We start from the raw sequence: 16,215 nt of genomic DNA on the forward strand, positions 1-16,215 counted from the left end.
CAGATCAATCAATCAAACGTGAGGGTTTTGAAACCCGGGTGTCGAGCCCATCGTTCATCGCAATATCGCCAGCGCTAATGTCGACCCCATGACGGGAAAGCGTATCGCTCGCCAGCGATTGCTGCGCATTTCCCGCATCCGGTTGCCCATCGCTCTCCTGATTGCCGCGCAGGAGTTCAAGGATTCGAACGGTGATCTTATCGATGCTTGATGCTTCGCTCAGCGCCATGACCGGTAGACGAACACCGAATCGTTCCTCGACGGCCACTACCAGCTCGACGCTCATCAGCGAGTCCAGGCCCAATTCTTGAAGCGGTCGCGTGACGTCCAGCTTGCTGGTTGGCAAACGCAGGATTTCGCTGATTTCCTGCTTGAGCATTTCACTGAACAGCTCGATCAGCTCGGGGTCATCCATTTCTGCCAGCAGTCGCTGGATATCGTCGACATCGCTTTCTTCGTCCTGCTCACCCCCGTGCAACCTGGCCAGTTCACTGAACTTGGGCGAACCGGCAGCCGGCAGGAATCGCGACAGCGCTTTCCAGTCCAGCTCCAGCACGCCCAGCCCCGAACGTCGTTGCAGCAGCAGGCGCTCAAGGGTCTGCAGGGCTGCTTGCGACTGCAAGGCAGCGCCACCCATGCGGCTTTGCAGGGCGTCTTTGATGTCCTGGTTGCGCGCCAGGAAACCTGCATCGTCAATGGCCCCCCAGAGTACGCTGGTAGCCGGCAGCCCCAACGCCAGGCGATGACGCGCCAGCGCTTCGAGCCAATGGTTGGCGGCGACGTAGTTGGCCTGACCCGGGTTGCCGAACAAGGTCGTGGCCGAAGAGAACAGCACGAAGAAGTCCAGCGGCAGATGTGCCGTCAATTCATGCAGGTATTGCGCGCCTTTGGCCTTGGGCTCCAGAACGCGTTGCAGTTGTTCGCGGGTCAGATTGCGGATCAAGCCGTCGTCGAACACCGTTGCCGCGTGCACCACGCCACGTAATGGCCGGGCGCTTGCTTCAATACGCGTCATGACGGACGCCAACTGTGCCGCGTCGGTGATGTCGCAGGCCAGCGCCTGAACCTCGATGCCCTGCTCGCGCCACAGTGTCAGCAGGGGTTGCGCTTCTTCAGTCGCGGCACCGCGACGGCCGAGCAGAACCAGGTGGCGGGCACCTTTCTCCACCAGCCATTGCGCACTGCGCAGACCGAAACCGCTGAGCCCGCCGGTGACCAGGTAAGTGGCGTTCGCCTCCAGCATCAACACCTGCGAGCGCGAGACCGATGCACTGACCGTCTCCCGGATTGGCGTGCGATACGTCACGACGATCTTGCCGATCTGCCTGGCCTGTTGCATGTAGCGGAACGCTTCAACGACTTCATTGGCATCGAAGGCGCGATAGGGCAATGGGGCCAGGATGCCTTCGCGGAACAACGCCATCATTTCGCTGAACAGCCGACGGGTCAGCTGCGGGCGTTCGCTCATGAGCTGGTCGGCGTCGATGCCGAAATAGCTGATGTTGTTGCGGAACGGGCGCAGGCCGATTTTGGTGTTCTGGTAAAAGTCGCGCTTGCCCAGTTCGAGGAAACGACCAAACGGCTTGAGTACCCGCAGGTTGCGATTGATCGCCTCCCCCGCCAGGGAATTGAGTACCACGTCCACGCCGCGGCCATCGGTGATCGCCAGGATGTCATCGGCGAACGCCAGCGAACGCGAGTCGAAGATATGCTCGACGCCCATCAGGCGCAGGAAATCGCGTTTCTCATCGCTGCCTGCCGTGGCGTAGATTTCGGCACCGCACCATTTGGCAATCTGGATTGCGGCAATACCGACGCCGCCCGCTGCACCGTGAATCAGGATCTTCTCACCCGGTTCAAGCCGCGCCAGGTGATGCACGGCGTAATAGACCGTGAAGAACGTACTCGGAATGGTCGCCGCCGCCTCGAAAGACATGCCTTCAGGAATGCGCGCCACCGCGTTGGCGTTGGTGACCAGGCGATTGGCGAAGCTCGACGGACCAAAGCCGACGACACGATCGCCCGGCTGGAAATCGCCTTCAACCGACGAGCCCTTGCCACGCACCACACCGGCAAACTCGAAGCCCAGGGTCGGACCTGAAAAACCGTTTTCGATCGCTTCATCCGACAGCAGACCCAACGCGTACATGACATCGCGGAAGTTCAGACCGGTGGCCTGAACCTCGATGTCCAGTTCATCGTCAGCCGGAACGAGCGGTGCTCGTGTTTCCCAGCGCAGATTGCGCAACTGCCCCGGCAAGTCGAAGCCGAGCCTGACCTGCGCCGGCGCATCCAGCGACACCGGACGTGGCAACTCGTCGGGCTGGACCCGCAACCTTGCGACGTATCGATCGCCAGCCGCGCTGACCACCAATTCGGTTTCTTCATCAGCATTGAGCAATGCCGGCACCAGCGCCTCGACACCGGCCCCCGTCGCCAGATCGAGCAGACGGACACGGCAGCCGACCGCTTCATTCGCCAAGGTCCGGCCGAAACCCCACAAGGCCGCATCGGCAATACCGTCCACCGTCGTTTCCCCACGGGCGCCCTGTGGCAGCAAATGGACGGCGGCGCCTGAGGTCAGCAACCAGCAATCGGCAGCGACGCCGGCCGATTCACAGGCTTGCGTGATGTCTGCGGCGAGCATGCAGCGCTCAGCCTGCGCATCCAGCCCGTGGCGTGCGAACAACCCGGCCAGCATCACAATGTGTTGGGGCGCAACGGGGCGTTCACGCAGCTGTTGCGCCAGCACCGATGCCGAGCCCGGTTCAAGCAGGGCAACCTCTTGGCCTTGCTCGCGCAACAGTGAAGCCAGTGCCTGGGTCAATGGTCCTTCCGGACCTTGCCCGTCGGCAATCAGCAACCAGCTCTGAGACGGATGCCCGGCGGCCGTCGCGTGGGGCTTTGCGCAGTCCTCGGTGGCCACCAACAGATAGCTCCCGGACGCCGAGTCCGGAATGAACTCCAGAGGCTCGGAGACTTTCAGGCCATGACGCTGCAGTTCCTGTTGCCAGAATCCCGGTGCCTGTTGCACCGACAGGGCCTGTTGCCCCTGCGGGGCCAGCCACCAGGAAGGCTCGGCGCCGAAGGTGAAATCAGCCCATCGTGCCGGGTGTTGTGCCAGCAGCAGCAACTCACCGTTCGCGCACAACCGTGCGGCGCCATGCTGCAAGCCCTGGCTGATGGCGTCCAGCGACGCCAGGTCGGTGGCGACGAGGACCAAATCGAAGCGGTTCGCCGGCGTCGGTGCAATGTGTTCGGACGCCTCCAGACCCCGTATCTGCAGATCCGGGAAGTCCGCCTGGAGCATCGACAGCGTTTCAATGTTTTGCGCAACGTATTGATAATCGACCCGATCGAAATCCAGGCCGACACACAACTCCGTCGCCAGAGGTGCACCCTCGAAACCGAGCTCAAGAATACGCAGGCGTTGCCCGTCCGGCAGAGCGTCCAACCGCTGGGCGATGTGTTCTCGCAGGCCGCCCAGCAACGCGTGGTGACCGCTGGCACCGAGGACCATGCGGGTCAATACGGCGGGCGTGGTTTCCCGCGGCAGCAGTTGCGCCAGACTCACCTGGCCACTGATCAGCTCTGGCAAGTGCATGCCGATCCGGCCGACCGAATGAATGATCTGGAAGTGTTCGGGATAACCGCTGAACAGTGCCTGCCAGATGTCTTGCGCACGGGCTCGTTCGCCCTGATCGACAAGCTGCCAGCGCTTGTCGCCGACCGCGACCAGGCTGCCATCCTCCTGCGCTTGCCGGAGCAGATGGTCAAGATAGTGGCCTGCTTCCCGGTCGGCATGCTGCTGCAGAGACAGCTCGCCACCGAGCGTTTCGATGGCTTCCAGCAGGAAACTGCCACACAGACCGTCCAGCAACGGGTCGATTTCATCGGCATAACGGGCCTGCACGGGATCATCCGCGAGAGCGCAAAGGTGCTGACGAAGTTGCGCCTCCAGCCGTGAAGCCGGCAATGGCACTGTGCGTTGACGGGCGGGATAGGGTTTGGCTACACCGACAAAATCCACCAGCTTGATGTCGCCACTGCGATCCTTGTGCAGGCGCACACCACGGAAACGAGCATCCTTGATGAAGATGACCGCGCGGCCATGGACGTCGTACAGGGTGAAATCCGCCAGCAACGAATGCTCCGAGCGCCGCACCAGTTTCACCTGAGCCAGGCAAGGGGGCAGACTGCCGGCAGCGAAGGTGATGCGCCCCAGTTTCACCGGGATAAAGGCCAGGTCTTGACGACGACCGACGTCCTCGCGCAGCAGTTGAGTGATCAATTGGAAAGCACTGTCCAGCAAGGCCGGGTGCACATTCAGCGTTGCGAGTTCAGTCTCGATCGGCGCCGGGATCGTCAACCGAGCCAACACCTGGCTGCCCTCGATCCAGCCGGCCTCGACCGCTTGATAAGCCGGACCGTAATTGAGCCCGACCGCACAGGTCAGGGCCAGGTGTTCTGCCGAGGTGAAATCGGGGGCGCGCGCAGGCAAAACCGGTGCGGTGCAAGCCAACAGCCCGCCGTGTGCTTCGCCCGGAAGCCTGGCGACCACATGCTGCACCCACGGCTCAGCTTGGGCTGTACTGCGCGACACAATGGAAACGCCGCCATCGGTGCTGTCGATCATCACCCGGACTTTTTTACTGAAATCCGCATGGAGCAAGAGCGGGCTATGAATTTCCAGCTCTTCGATTTCTACGAATTCACCGGGTTGATACTGCAAGGCAGCGGCCAGCACGACTTCAGTGAAACCGGCTCCCGGGAACAACACCGAGTCGCCCACCCGGTGGTCGCCCAGTGACGGAAACAGTTGCGTATCGAGGCGATTGTCCCAGGTGAACTCATGCTCGGGCAGCGGGTAACCCAGCAGCGGATGGACGCGGTTGCGGCTCAGGTTGCCGGAAGACTCGGGCGTATCGACATGCCAGTGACGCTCGCGTTGCCAGGCGTAGTTGGGTAGCTGCACGAACCGGCCGGTGTGGGGAAACAGGCATTGCAGATCGATGTCGACGCCGGCAATCAGCACTTTAGCCAGTGTGCGATCGATCAGCTGCGGACTTTCTTCACCGCGCAGCACCGTCGGGATAACAACGCCTTCCAGCGCCTGGCTGGCCAGCGCATCGGCCACATAGGCACGCAGAATCGGGTGTGGCCCGACTTCCACGAAGACGTTGTAGCCCTGCCTGGCGAGCGCTTCACTGGCGGACTGGAACAACACCGGATACCGAATGTTTTTCCACCAGTATTCAGCGTCCAGATGCTCACCGGCCAGCACGTCACCGGCCACGGTCGAATACATCGGGATACGGGCAGGCCCCGGGACGACATCGCTCAATACGTCGATGACTTGATCGGCAATCACCTCCATGGCTGGCGAGTGGAACGCATAATCGAGCGCCAGGCGACGGACGAACACCTGACGCTCGGTCAACGCCTGCTCCAGAACGTCCAGCGCAGGTACCGGACCGGCGACGGTTGCGCCTTTGAAGCTGTTCTCACCCGCGACCACCAGCTCGCCGTCCAGGCCGAGCGTTCGCAACAGGCTCAGCGTGTCGGCACCCGACAAACCAACTGCCGTCATCTTGCCACAGCCCTTGGTCAAGCCTTGCAGGCGACTGCGATGGTAGATCACACGTGTGGCATCGCTCAGCGTCAGGGCACCGCATGCCCAGGCGGCAGCGACTTCACCGACGCTGTGGCCAATGACGGCCACCGGCACCACGCCTTTTTCGGCCAGCATGCGGGTGACACCCACTTGCAAGGCAAACAGTGCAGGTTGCGCGAATTCAGTCAGATGATAACGGTCATCACCCTGCTCGCCCGCCAGTTCGCCAATCAATGAATAACCGGACAGCGGTTGGAAAATGGCGTCCACCTCGGCAACCGCCTGATGGAAAATCGGGTCGGCCAGTAATGACTTGCCCATGCCCTGCCACTGCGATCCATTGCCGGAGAAGACGAACACCGGTACGCTTGCCTGATCCAGGGCACGGCCGCTTTCCAGCACCGTCGACAACGCCGGAACGCCCGGCTCAGTGGCGAAGTCCAACAGTGCCTGGGCACTCCCCAGGGCTTGTGTGCCAAACACCACGACCCGTTGCGGGTGCAACTCGCGTCGAAAGATCGACTGGTAGGCAACGTCGTAAAGGTCGGCCGACTCTGGCCCGGACAAAAATTGCGCGAGTTGTTCGGACTGAGCCGCAAGCGCTGCGCTGTCCTTGGCAGTGACCATCAGCGGCACCGTCGGCCCTTGCCGGCTCGGCGCTTGCGGCACAGGTGGCGGACTTTCCAGGATGACGTGGGCGTTGGCCCCGCCAAAACCAAAGGAGTTGACCCCGACCACCAGTTTCCCATCGGCTTTGAGCGCCTGGGTTTCGGTGACCACACTGAGGTTGAGGTCAGCGAACGGAATGTTTGGATTGAGTTTCTTGATACCGATGGTGGCCGGTACCTTGCGTTCGACCACGCAGTACAACGCCTTCATCAAACCGGCAACACCCGAGGCGGCTTCCAGGTGCCCGATGTTGCTTTTGATCGAACCGATCAGCAGTGGCTTATCCACAGGGCGCTGCTGCCCCAGTGCCTCACCGATGGCCCGGCTTTCGATCGGATCGCCCACTGGCGTGCCCGTACCGTGAGCTTCCAGGTAGTCGATGTCCGCCGCATCGATGCCGGCGACGTCATAGGCCTGCTTCATCAGGGCAATCTGCGCCGTCGCACTCGGGACGGTCAGACTCGACTTTCGCCCATCCGTATTGGCTGCGCTGCCGGCAACGACGGCCAGGATCTGGTTACCGTCCTGGATCGCCTTGTCGTAATCCTTCAGGTAGAACAGCCCCGCGCCTTCAGACCGGACATAGCCATCGGCGGATTCATCGAACACATGGCATTGCCCCGTGCGCGACAACATGGATGCCTTGGCAAAGATCAGAAAACCGAACGGGTGAAGATGCAGGCTGACACCACCGGTAATCGCCTGCCCTATATCGCCGTTCTGAATGGCCTGGCAAGCCTGGTGAAAGGCGATCAGGGAAGAAGAGCACGCCGTGTCGATGGCCATGCTCGGACCTTGCAGGTCATAAAAGAAAGATAACCGGTTGGCGGCGATACTGAAGGTATTACCGGTAGCGGTTGCGCCATCGACCGTCGACATGTCATGCGCCAGGCGATACCCATAGTCGACACTGGCAATCCCCAGGTAAACACCGCAATCGCTGCCACGCAGGCTCGACGGCTTGACGCCGGCGTTCTCGAACACTTCCCAGCCAAGTTCCAGCAACAGACGCTGCTGAGGGTCCATGACCGCCGCTTCACGAGGAGAAATATTGAAGAACCCGGCATCGAACGTCGAAATATCGCCCAGGGAACCGGCAGCAAACGTATAGGACGTCGCAGGGTTTGCCTTGTCCGGGTGCAGGAACTCGTCCTTGGACCAACGGGAAAAATCCGCTTGGGTAATAAAGCTCTGTCGATCCAGCAGGTGCGGCCAAAAAGTTGCAGTTGTAGAGCCTGGAAAACGGAACGACGTCCCTATAATTGCAACTTTCTTACGCATTACGACTAGCCCTTTTTATACCCGGCCCTTTTGAAGAGGGCCGAACAACAATCAAATTCCATTAATGTAAATGCTGGTAAACCGGCGACACCCTGGGTGTTATTTACTTCTTCCTACCTGACCGAAGATAACGCCCTACGCAAAATAGCGGCGAATCATACGCGCCGAGTCCATCAAGGGGAACCTGAAAAGTTCAACCGCCGGGCAGGAAAATTCCTTCAGTTCACGCTCCCGATTTGAGACATACGTCAGGCTTTCGAAAAAATACTCAACAAATACACGACACGGCCGACAACCTTTGAAAGCCTTGCGGATAAAACATGCCATGCGTAACAACCAGCCAATTACACAACGCGAACGGACCTTCCCGGCTCAGCAACGGTTGATTTCCACCACCGATTCCAAGGGCATGATCACCTACTGCAACGATGCCTTCGTCGAGATCAGCGGGTTTTCTCGTGAGGAACTGATCCGTGCGCCGCATAACCTGGTGCGTCATCCCGACGTTCCTTCTGCGGTGTTCGCACATATGTGGGGCACACTGAAACAAGGCTTGCCATGGATGGGTATTGTCAAGAATCGCTGCAAGAGCGGTGATCATTACTGGGTTAACGCCTACGTGACACCGGTCTTCGAAGGCAATCAGGTGATCGGTTACGAGTCGGTGCGGGTCAAACCCACCGCCGAACAGATCCGCCGCGCCGAAGCGCTCTACCAACGCATCAACCAGGGCAAGTCGGCTGTTCCTACTACCGATAAATGGCTGCCGGTCCTTCAGGATTGGCTACCGTTCATTCTGGTCAGCCAGTTGAGCTTCACTATCGGTGCCTCGCTCAACTCCCACTGGGGTTTCGCCCTGGCCGCCGGCCTTTCGGTGCCGCTGGGCCTGATGGGCCTGAGCTGGCAGCAACGCGGGATCAAGCGCCTGTTGCGACTGGCCGAGCAGACCACGTCCGACCCGTTGATCGCGCAGATGTACACCGACAGCCGCGGCGCCCAGGCGCGCCTGGAGATGTCGATTCTCAGTCAGGAAGCACGCCTGAAAACCTGCCTGACCCGCCTGCAGGACACCGCCGAGCACCTGACCGACCAAGCGAAACAGTCCGATGCCTTGGCGCATAACAGTTCCAGCGGCCTGGAACGCCAACGGGTGGAGACCGAGCAAGTGGCCACCGCCGTCAACCAGATGGCGGCCACCACTCAGGAAGTCGCCAGTCATGTACAGCGCACAGCCGATGCGACGCAGGAAGCCAATCGCCTGACCGGCCGCGGTCGTGACATTGCCGGGGAAACCCGCGAAGCCATTCAGCGCCTGTCGGCCGCTGTCGGGGAAACCGGCCTGACCGTGACCCAACTGGCCAAGGACAGCAATGAAATTGGTGGCGTGGTCGACGTGATCAAGGGCATTGCCGACCAGACCAACCTGCTGGCGCTCAACGCCGCCATCGAAGCGGCCCGTGCCGGCGAAATGGGTCGTGGCTTTGCGGTGGTGGCGGATGAAGTCCGGCAACTGGCGCAACGCACCAGCGAATCCACCGGGCAGATTCACGCCCTGATCGCCAAGCTGCAACAGACCGCCGGCACCGCGGTGCAAACCATGGAAGCCGGGCATCGCCAGGCCGAAGAGGGTGTGGCTCGGGTACTGGAAGCGGATCAGGCACTGGTGGGGATCAGCGAAGCGGTGGCCAACATCACCGACATGACCACCCAGATCGCTGCGGCGACTGAAGAGCAAAGTGCCGTGGCCGAAGAAATCAGCCGCAACATCAGCAACATCTCGCACCTGGCCGACCAGACCTCGGAACAGGCGCAGAACTCGGCGCTGCTGAGTGAAGAGCTGACCAAAACGGCCAATACCCAGTATTCGTTGGTGGAGCGGTTTAACCGCTGATTGATGCTGCGAACAAAAAAACCGGAGGGAAAAGCCTCCGGTTTTTTTATTGCCACTCTGGAAGTGAAGTTGCCTGTCCGGGCCCCATCGCTGGCAAGCCAGCTCCCACAGGGTTTTGTATTGTTCACAAAGCCCGAATCACACCACAGATCACTGTGGGAGCTGGCTTGCCAGCGATGTGTTCACAAAGTCCGAATCACACCACAGATCACTGTGGGAGCTGGCTTGCCAGCGATGAGGCCATCACTGCCGGCAAAAAAACTCACTGAAGAAATGCAGCCACTCTCTGCGCCGCAGCCGCCAGATGCTGCTCATGCGTAAACCCCGAAGCCTTCAACGGCTTCAAATCATGATCCCCCGCCACCAGCCAAAACACCTCGATGCTCGGTGACAGGTCGTATCCCTCGACCGCCTCACGATTGCCCAACGCATCCCGCTCCCCCTGCACGATCAACGCCCGCGTCTTCAACCCGGCCAAATGCTCGACCCGCGGTTTCTCCGGTTTGCCCACGGCATAAAACGGATAGCCCAGGCACACCAGCGCATCCGCGCCCAGTTCATCCGCGAGCAGACTGGCCATCCGCCCACCCATGGACTTGCCGCCAATAGCCAGTGGCCCGGCGACATGGCGTCGCACCTGGGCATATACCTCACGCCAACACTCCAGCAGCTTCGGCGCCGGATTGGGTGGACGCTTGCCGCCATCGACACGCCGTTGCGCCATGTACGCAAATTCGAAGCGCAGGACGTTGACGCCAAGCGCCGCCAGGCGTGCGGTCATGTCGTTCATCCAGTCGCTGTCCATCGGCGCGCCGGCACCGTGGGCGAGGATCAGCGTGGCCGATGCCGGCGCGGCCGCGGCATTCCACAACCATCCATGTTGCTGCACGCACTGCGCCCATTGATCCCCGTCAATACCGGCCTTGTGCTGTTTGTCCATGCTTGCCTCGCTTTTAGTCTGCCTATAACTCCAGGCGAAGGGGACGTTGCCTTGCACACGCCCGATTCGGCTGAACCGTGGATGGGGAACCATGAACACTTCTATCAGTACCGCCTACAACTACAAGGTGGTCCGCCAATTCGCCATTATGACGGTGGTGTGGGGCATCGTCGGCATGGGGCTCGGGGTTTTTCTCGCCGCCCAGTTGGTCTGGCCCGAACTCAACTTCAATTTGCCGTGGACCAGTTTCGGCCGTTTGCGCCCGCTGCACACCAACGCGGTGATCTTCGCCTTCGGCGGCTGCGCCCTGTTCGCCAGTTCGCTCTACTCGGTACAGCGCACCTGCCAGACACAATTGTTTGCGCCGAAAATCGCCGCGTTCTGCTTCTGGGGCTGGCAGTTGGTGATCCTGCTGGCAGCTATCAGCCTGCCCTTGGGTTACACCAGCTCCAAGGAGTACGCCGAGCTGGAATGGCCGATCGACATCCTGATCACCATCGTCTGGGTCGCCTACGCCATCGTGTTCTTCGGCACGGTGATGAAGCGCAAGACCAAGCACATCTATGTCGGTAACTGGTTCTTCGGCGGGTTCATCATCACCGTCGCCATCCTGCACATCGTCAACAACCTTGAGTTGCCGGTGAGTTTCACCAAGTCCTACTCGCTGTACGCCGGTGCGACCGATGCCATGGTGCAGTGGTGGTACGGCCACAACGCCGTGGGCTTTTTCCTCACTGCGGGCTTCCTTGGCATGATGTATTACTTCGTGCCCAAGCAGGCCGAACGCCCGGTGTATTCCTATCGCCTGTCCATCGTGCATTTCTGGGCGCTGATTACTTTGTACATCTGGGCAGGCCCGCACCACCTGCACTACACCGCCCTGCCGGACTGGGCGCAGTCGCTGGGCATGGTGATGTCGCTGATCCTGCTGGCGCCGAGCTGGGGCGGGATGATCAACGGCATGATGACCCTGTCGGGTGCCTGGCATAAGTTGCGCAGCGATCCGATCCTGCGTTTCCTCGTGGTATCGCTGGCGTTCTACGGCATGTCGACCTTCGAAGGACCGATGATGGCGATCAAGACCGTGAACGCCCTCTCCCACTACACCGACTGGACCATCGGCCACGTACACGCCGGTGCGCTCGGCTGGGTGGCGATGATTTCCATCGGTGCGCTGTATCACATGATCCCGAAAGTCTTCGGTCGTGAGCAGATGCACAGCATCGGCCTGATCAACGCGCACTTCTGGCTCGCCACCATCGGTACCGTTTTGTACATCGCCTCGATGTGGGTCAACGGCATCGCCCAGGGCCTGATGTGGCGCGCGGTGAACGAGGACGGCACGCTGACCTACTCCTTCGTCGAAACCCTGGTGGCCAGCCACCCGGGCTTCGTTGTGCGGCTGGTGGGCGGGGCGATCTTCCTCAGCGGCATGCTGCTGATGGCCTACAACACCTGGCGCACCGTGCGGGCCTCGCAGCCTGCCGCCGTCGCCGCTGCCGCGCAGATGGCTTGAGGAGTCCGCCATGAAACACGAAACAATCGAGAAAAACGTTGGCCTGCTGATGCTGTTGATGGTGTTTGCCGTGAGCATCGGCGGCCTGACCCAGATCGTCCCGCTGTTCTTCCAGGACGTGACCAATAAACCGGTGGAAGGCATGAAGCCCTACACCGCATTGCAGCTCGAAGGGCGCGACATCTATATCCGCGAAGGCTGCGTCGGTTGCCACTCGCAGATGATCCGTCCGTTCCGTGCTGAAACCGAACGTTACGGCCACTATTCGGTGGCGGGTGAAAGCGTCTGGGATCACCCGTTCCTCTGGGGCTCCAAACGCACCGGGCCGGATCTGGCACGGGTCGGCGCTCGCTACTCGGATGATTGGCACCGCGCACACTTGTACAACCCGCGCAACGTGGTGCCGGAATCGAAGATGCCTGCCTATCCGTGGTTGGTAGCCAATCAACTCGACAGCAGCCACACCGAAACCAAGCTCAAGGCCATGCGCACCCTGGGCGTGCCTTACACCGACGACGACATCGCCGGCAGTGTCGAGTCGCTCAAGGGCAAGTCTGAAATGGACGCACTGGTTGCTTATCTGCAAGTGCTCGGCACTGCCATCAAGAGCAAGAGGTGAGTCATGGTCTTTGAGTTAAGCACTGGAATGATCCGCGGCCTGGGCACGGTCGTGGTGTTCGTGGCCTTCATCGGCCTGACCCTGTGGGTCTTCAGCAGCAAGCGCAGTCCGGAATTCGCCGAAGCACGCCTGCTGCCGTTCGCCGACGAGCCACAAACCGACAACCAAAAAAATGCAGCAACAGGGAGTACCCGGCCATGACCACCTTCTGGAGTACGTGGATCTGCGTACTGACCATCGGCAGCCTGATCGGCCTGACCTGGTTGCTGATCGGCACCCGCCGGGGCGAAACCAAGGGCAGCGTGGACCAGACCATGGGCCACAGCTTCGATGGCATCGAGGAGTACGACAACCCGTTGCCGCAATGGTGGTTCATGTTGTTCGCCGGCACTCTGGTGTTTGCCGTCGGCTATCTGATCCTCTATCCGGGCCTGGGCAACTGGAAAGGTATCCTGCCCGGCTACGACAACGGCTGGACCGGTGTGCACGAATGGGAAAAGGAGATGGACAAGGCTGACGCGAAGTTCGGGCCGATCTTCGCCAAATTCGCCGCCATGCCGGTGGAAGAAGTGGCCAAGGACCCGCAAGCGCTGAAAATGGGTGGCCGCCTGTTCGCCTCCAACTGCTCGGTGTGCCACGGCTCGGATGCCAAGGGCGCGTTCGGTTTCCCCAATTTGACCGACAGCGACTGGCGCTGGGGCGGCAATGCCGAAACCATCAAGACCACCATCATGGGCGGGCGCATGGCGATGATGCCGGCCTGGGGTGAAGTCCTTGGGGAGGCCGGGGTGAAAAACGTGGCAGCTTATGTGCGTCATGGGCTGGCTGGCTTGCCACTGCCGACTGATGATACCGCCGACCTGCAAGCCGGGCAGCAAGTGTTCAGTACCACCTGCACAGCCTGTCACGGGGCAAACGGCCAGGGCACCGAAGCCATGGGTGCGCCGAATCTGACGCACCCGACCGCGTTCATCTACGGTTCGAGCCTGGCCCAGCTGCAACAGACCATTCGCCATGGTCGTCAGGGGCATATGCCCGCGCAAAGTGAATTGCTGGGTAACGATAAGGTGCAACTTCTCGCCGCTTATGTGTACAGCCTGTCGCATGGTCTGAATACAGAGCGTTTGCAGGCTGAAGGCAAAACCAAGTAATTCTTGACCGCTCTGCTGCCGCATTCTCCGGGATGCGGCAGTTCCCTTCCCCTTTGCGACTCATTGTCGCACCCTTCGCTATCGCGCCTTTCGGTTCCCCTGATTCGGGTCTAAGCTTCCCCCGATGCGGACTGGCCAGTGCCGGTTCCAGGTCGACCCTGAACGATGTGTTCGACGAATCTGCCCGATGACAGGCCGCAAAGGCTGGTAGATACCGGCTGTCGCGCCAATTGCCTTCGGTCACCCAATCGTTGCGTTTGAACACACCCTGTTACATCCGACCTGACCCCCTCGCCTGATCAGTCTCACGGGACGTTTTGTCCGCGGACAATTTTGACCCTACGCGGCGCATGGAAAGGCCGCAGAATCAGCATTTGAAAGCATTGACCCAGGTCATGGCGCGTTGCAATGACCCCCCGCTTTCTACATACTTGCGGCCGATTTTTAATCCTAATAAAACACCCAAACCGTGGAACCTTAGAATGAGCACAGCAATCAGTCCGACTGCTTATAACTATAAGGTAGTCCGCCAGTTCGCCATCATGACGGTGGTCTGGGGGATCCTTGGCATGGGGCTCGGTGTCTTCATCGCCTCTCAACTGGTCTGGCCGGAATTGAACTTCGGTCTGCCCTGGACGAGCTTTGGACGCCTGCGCCCGTTGCACACAAACCTGGTGATTTTCGCCTTCGGTGGATGTGCACTGTTTGCCACTTCCTATTACGTCGTGCAGCGAACCTGCCAAACGCGACTGATTTCCGACAGTCTCGCGGCCTTCACCTTCTGGGGTTGGCAAGCGGTGATCGTCGGCGCCATCGTTACCTTGCCGCTGGGTTACACCACCACCAAGGAATACGCTGAGCTGGAATGGCCCCTGGCTATTCTGCTGGCCATCGTCTGGGTCACCTACGGTCTGGTGTTCTTCGGCACCATCACCAAGCGCAAGACCAAGCACATCTATGTGGGCAACTGGTTCTACGGCGCCTTCATCGTCGTGACGGCGATGCTGCACATCGTCAACCACGCCTCCCTGCCGGTCAGCTTCTTCAAGTCCTACTCGGCCTACTCGGGTGCGACCGACGCGATGATCCAGTGGTGGTACGGCCACAACGCCGTGGGCTTCTTCCTGACCACCGGTTTCCTGGGGATGATGTACTACTTCGTGCCGAAGCAGGCCGAGCGTCCGATCTACTCCTATCGCCTGTCCATCGTGCACTTCTGGGCGCTGATCACCCTGTACATCTGGGCAGGTCCCCACCACCTGCACTACACCGCGCTGCCGGACTGGGCCCAGTCCCTGGGCATGGCGATGTCGATCATCCTGCTGGCTCCGAGCTGGGGCGGCATGATCAACGGCATGATGACCCTGTCGGGCGCCTGGCATAAGCTGCGCACGGACCCGATCCTGCGCTTCCTCGTGGTTTCCCTGGCGTTCTACGGCATGTCGACCTTCGAAGGCCCGATGATGGCGATCAAGACCGTCAACTCGCTCTCGCACTACACCGACTGGACCATCGGCCACGTACACGCCGGTGCCCTGGGCTGGGTAGCGATGATCTCGATCGGCGCGATCTACCACATGATCCCGAAACTGTTCGGTCGCGCGCAGATGCACAGTATCGGCCTGATCAACACGCACTTCTGGCTCGCCACCATCGGTACCGTTCTGTACATCGCTTCGATGTGGGTCAACGGCATTACCCAAGGCCTGATGTGGCGTGCAATCAACGATGACGGCACCCTCACCTACTCGTTCGTCGAAGCGCTGCAAGCCAGCCACCCTGGCTTCATCGTTCGCGCCCTGGGCGGTGCGTTCTTCGCCACCGGCATGCTGTTCATGGCCTACAACGTTTTCCGCACCGTACGCGCCTCGAACCCGGCAGAAGCTGAAGCCGCCGAACAGATCGTTGTAGTTGGAGCTCACTGATGAAGCATGAAGCAGTCGAGAAGAATATTGGCCTGCTGGCCTTCTTCATGGTCATCGCCGTCAGCGTCGGCGGCCTGACCCAGATCGTTCCGCTGTTTTTCCAGGATGTCACCAACAAGCCGGTCGAGGGCATGAAGCCTCGCACCGCCCTTGAACTGGAAGGCCGGGACATTTATATCGCCAACGGTTGTGTCGGCTGCCACTCGCAGATGATCCGCCCGTTCCGTGCTGAAACCGAACGTTACGGCCACTACTCGGTTGCCGGTGAAAGCGTCTGGGACCACCCGTTCCTGTGGGGTTCCAAGCGTACCGGTCCGGACCTGGCCCGTGTCGGCGGTCGTTACTCCGATGACTGGCAGCGTGCGCACTTGTACAACCCGCGCAACGTCGTGCCCGAGTCGAAAATGCCGGCCTACCCGTTCCTCGTGGAAAACAAGCTCGACGGCAAAGACACTGCGAAGAAAATGGAAGTCTTGCGCACGCTCGGCGTCCCTTACACCGACGAAGACATCGCCGGCGCCAAGGATGCTGTGAAGGGCAAAACCGAAATGGACGCGCTGGTGGCCTATCTGCAAGGCCTGGGCACCATCATCAAAAGCAAACGGTGAT

The 16,215-nt window shown here is 60.5% G+C and carries 9 protein-coding genes; 7 read left to right on the top strand and 2 right to left on the bottom strand.

Annotated elements, in window-relative coordinates; translation table 11 throughout:
• Positions 1 to 4: 4 nt before the first annotated feature.
• Positions 5 to 7,564: a type I polyketide synthase gene (locus tag BJ917_RS08210; RefSeq protein ID WP_121103034.1), complete on the bottom strand. Its 7,560-nt coding sequence runs from the start codon at positions 7,562 to 7,564 to the stop codon at positions 5 to 7.
• A gap of 325 nt (positions 7,565 to 7,889) precedes the next feature.
• Here BJ917_RS08210 and BJ917_RS08215 point away from each other — a divergent pair, with 325 nt between their 5' ends.
• A complete protein-coding gene (locus BJ917_RS08215) occupies positions 7,890 to 9,455 on the top strand; it encodes a PAS domain-containing methyl-accepting chemotaxis protein (protein ID WP_096512682.1) in 1,566 nt (521 codons plus the stop codon).
• A gap of 262 nt (positions 9,456 to 9,717) precedes the next feature.
• Here BJ917_RS08215 and BJ917_RS08220 read toward each other — a convergent pair whose 3' ends face one another.
• Positions 9,718 to 10,395, bottom strand: a complete 678-nt coding sequence (locus tag BJ917_RS08220) for an alpha/beta family hydrolase (RefSeq protein WP_121103035.1) — start codon at positions 10,393 to 10,395, stop codon at positions 9,718 to 9,720.
• A gap of 91 nt (positions 10,396 to 10,486) precedes the next feature.
• Here BJ917_RS08220 and ccoN (BJ917_RS08225) point away from each other — a divergent pair, with 91 nt between their 5' ends.
• From ccoN (BJ917_RS08225) to ccoO (BJ917_RS08250), 6 genes are all read left to right on the top strand, one after another.
• Entirely contained in the window at positions 10,487 to 11,911 is a 1,425-nt protein-coding gene (gene ccoN / locus BJ917_RS08225) for a cytochrome-c oxidase, cbb3-type subunit I (RefSeq protein ID WP_096512684.1), read from the top strand.
• A gap of 10 nt (positions 11,912 to 11,921) precedes the next feature.
• On the top strand, positions 11,922 to 12,530 hold the full coding sequence (gene ccoO / locus BJ917_RS08230) for a cytochrome-c oxidase, cbb3-type subunit II (protein ID WP_121103036.1): 609 nt from the start codon (positions 11,922 to 11,924) through the stop codon (positions 12,528 to 12,530).
• A gap of 3 nt (positions 12,531 to 12,533) precedes the next feature.
• Positions 12,534 to 12,731 (top strand): cbb3-type cytochrome c oxidase subunit 3, encoded by a 198-nt coding sequence (locus BJ917_RS08235; RefSeq protein ID WP_096512686.1) that lies wholly within the window; start codon positions 12,534 to 12,536, stop codon positions 12,729 to 12,731.
• Positions 12,728 to 13,681, top strand: a complete 954-nt coding sequence (gene ccoP, locus BJ917_RS08240) for a cytochrome-c oxidase, cbb3-type subunit III (RefSeq protein WP_121103037.1) — start codon at positions 12,728 to 12,730, stop codon at positions 13,679 to 13,681. The genes BJ917_RS08235 and ccoP overlap by 4 nt, the downstream gene beginning before the upstream one ends.
• Before the next feature lie 482 nt (positions 13,682 to 14,163).
• On the top strand, positions 14,164 to 15,606 hold the full coding sequence (gene ccoN / locus BJ917_RS08245) for a cytochrome-c oxidase, cbb3-type subunit I (protein WP_096512688.1): 1,443 nt from the start codon (positions 14,164 to 14,166) through the stop codon (positions 15,604 to 15,606).
• Entirely contained in the window at positions 15,606 to 16,214 is a 609-nt protein-coding gene (ccoO, locus tag BJ917_RS08250; protein ID WP_010456412.1) for a cytochrome-c oxidase, cbb3-type subunit II, read from the top strand. Before ccoN (BJ917_RS08245) ends, ccoO (BJ917_RS08250) begins: the two co-directional genes overlap by 1 nt.
• Position 16,215: the final 1 nt, after the last annotated feature.

This window comes from Pseudomonas sp. WPR_5_2 (genome assembly GCF_003634475.1).
Taxonomy (GTDB): Bacteria; Pseudomonadota; Gammaproteobacteria; order Pseudomonadales; family Pseudomonadaceae; genus Aquipseudomonas; species Aquipseudomonas izuensis.

Bases quoted from the DNA above. Each gene is read 5' to 3' on its own strand.
- BJ917_RS08210 (WP_121103034.1), bottom strand. From the start codon at position 7,564: ATGCGTAAGAAAGTTGCAATTATAGGGACGTCGTTCCGTTTTCCAGGC.
- BJ917_RS08215 (WP_096512682.1), top strand. From the start codon at position 7,890: ATGCGTAACAACCAGCCAATTACACAACGCGAACGGACCTTCCCGGCT.
- BJ917_RS08220 (WP_121103035.1), bottom strand. From the start codon at position 10,395: ATGGACAAACAGCACAAGGCCGGTATTGACGGGGATCAATGGGCGCAG.
- ccoN (WP_096512684.1), top strand. From the start codon at position 10,487: ATGAACACTTCTATCAGTACCGCCTACAACTACAAGGTGGTCCGCCAA.
- ccoO (WP_121103036.1), top strand. From the start codon at position 11,922: ATGAAACACGAAACAATCGAGAAAAACGTTGGCCTGCTGATGCTGTTG.
- BJ917_RS08235 (WP_096512686.1), top strand. From the start codon at position 12,534: ATGGTCTTTGAGTTAAGCACTGGAATGATCCGCGGCCTGGGCACGGTC.
- ccoP (WP_121103037.1), top strand. From the start codon at position 12,728: ATGACCACCTTCTGGAGTACGTGGATCTGCGTACTGACCATCGGCAGC.
- ccoN (WP_096512688.1), top strand. From the start codon at position 14,164: ATGAGCACAGCAATCAGTCCGACTGCTTATAACTATAAGGTAGTCCGC.
- ccoO (WP_010456412.1), top strand. From the start codon at position 15,606: ATGAAGCATGAAGCAGTCGAGAAGAATATTGGCCTGCTGGCCTTCTTC.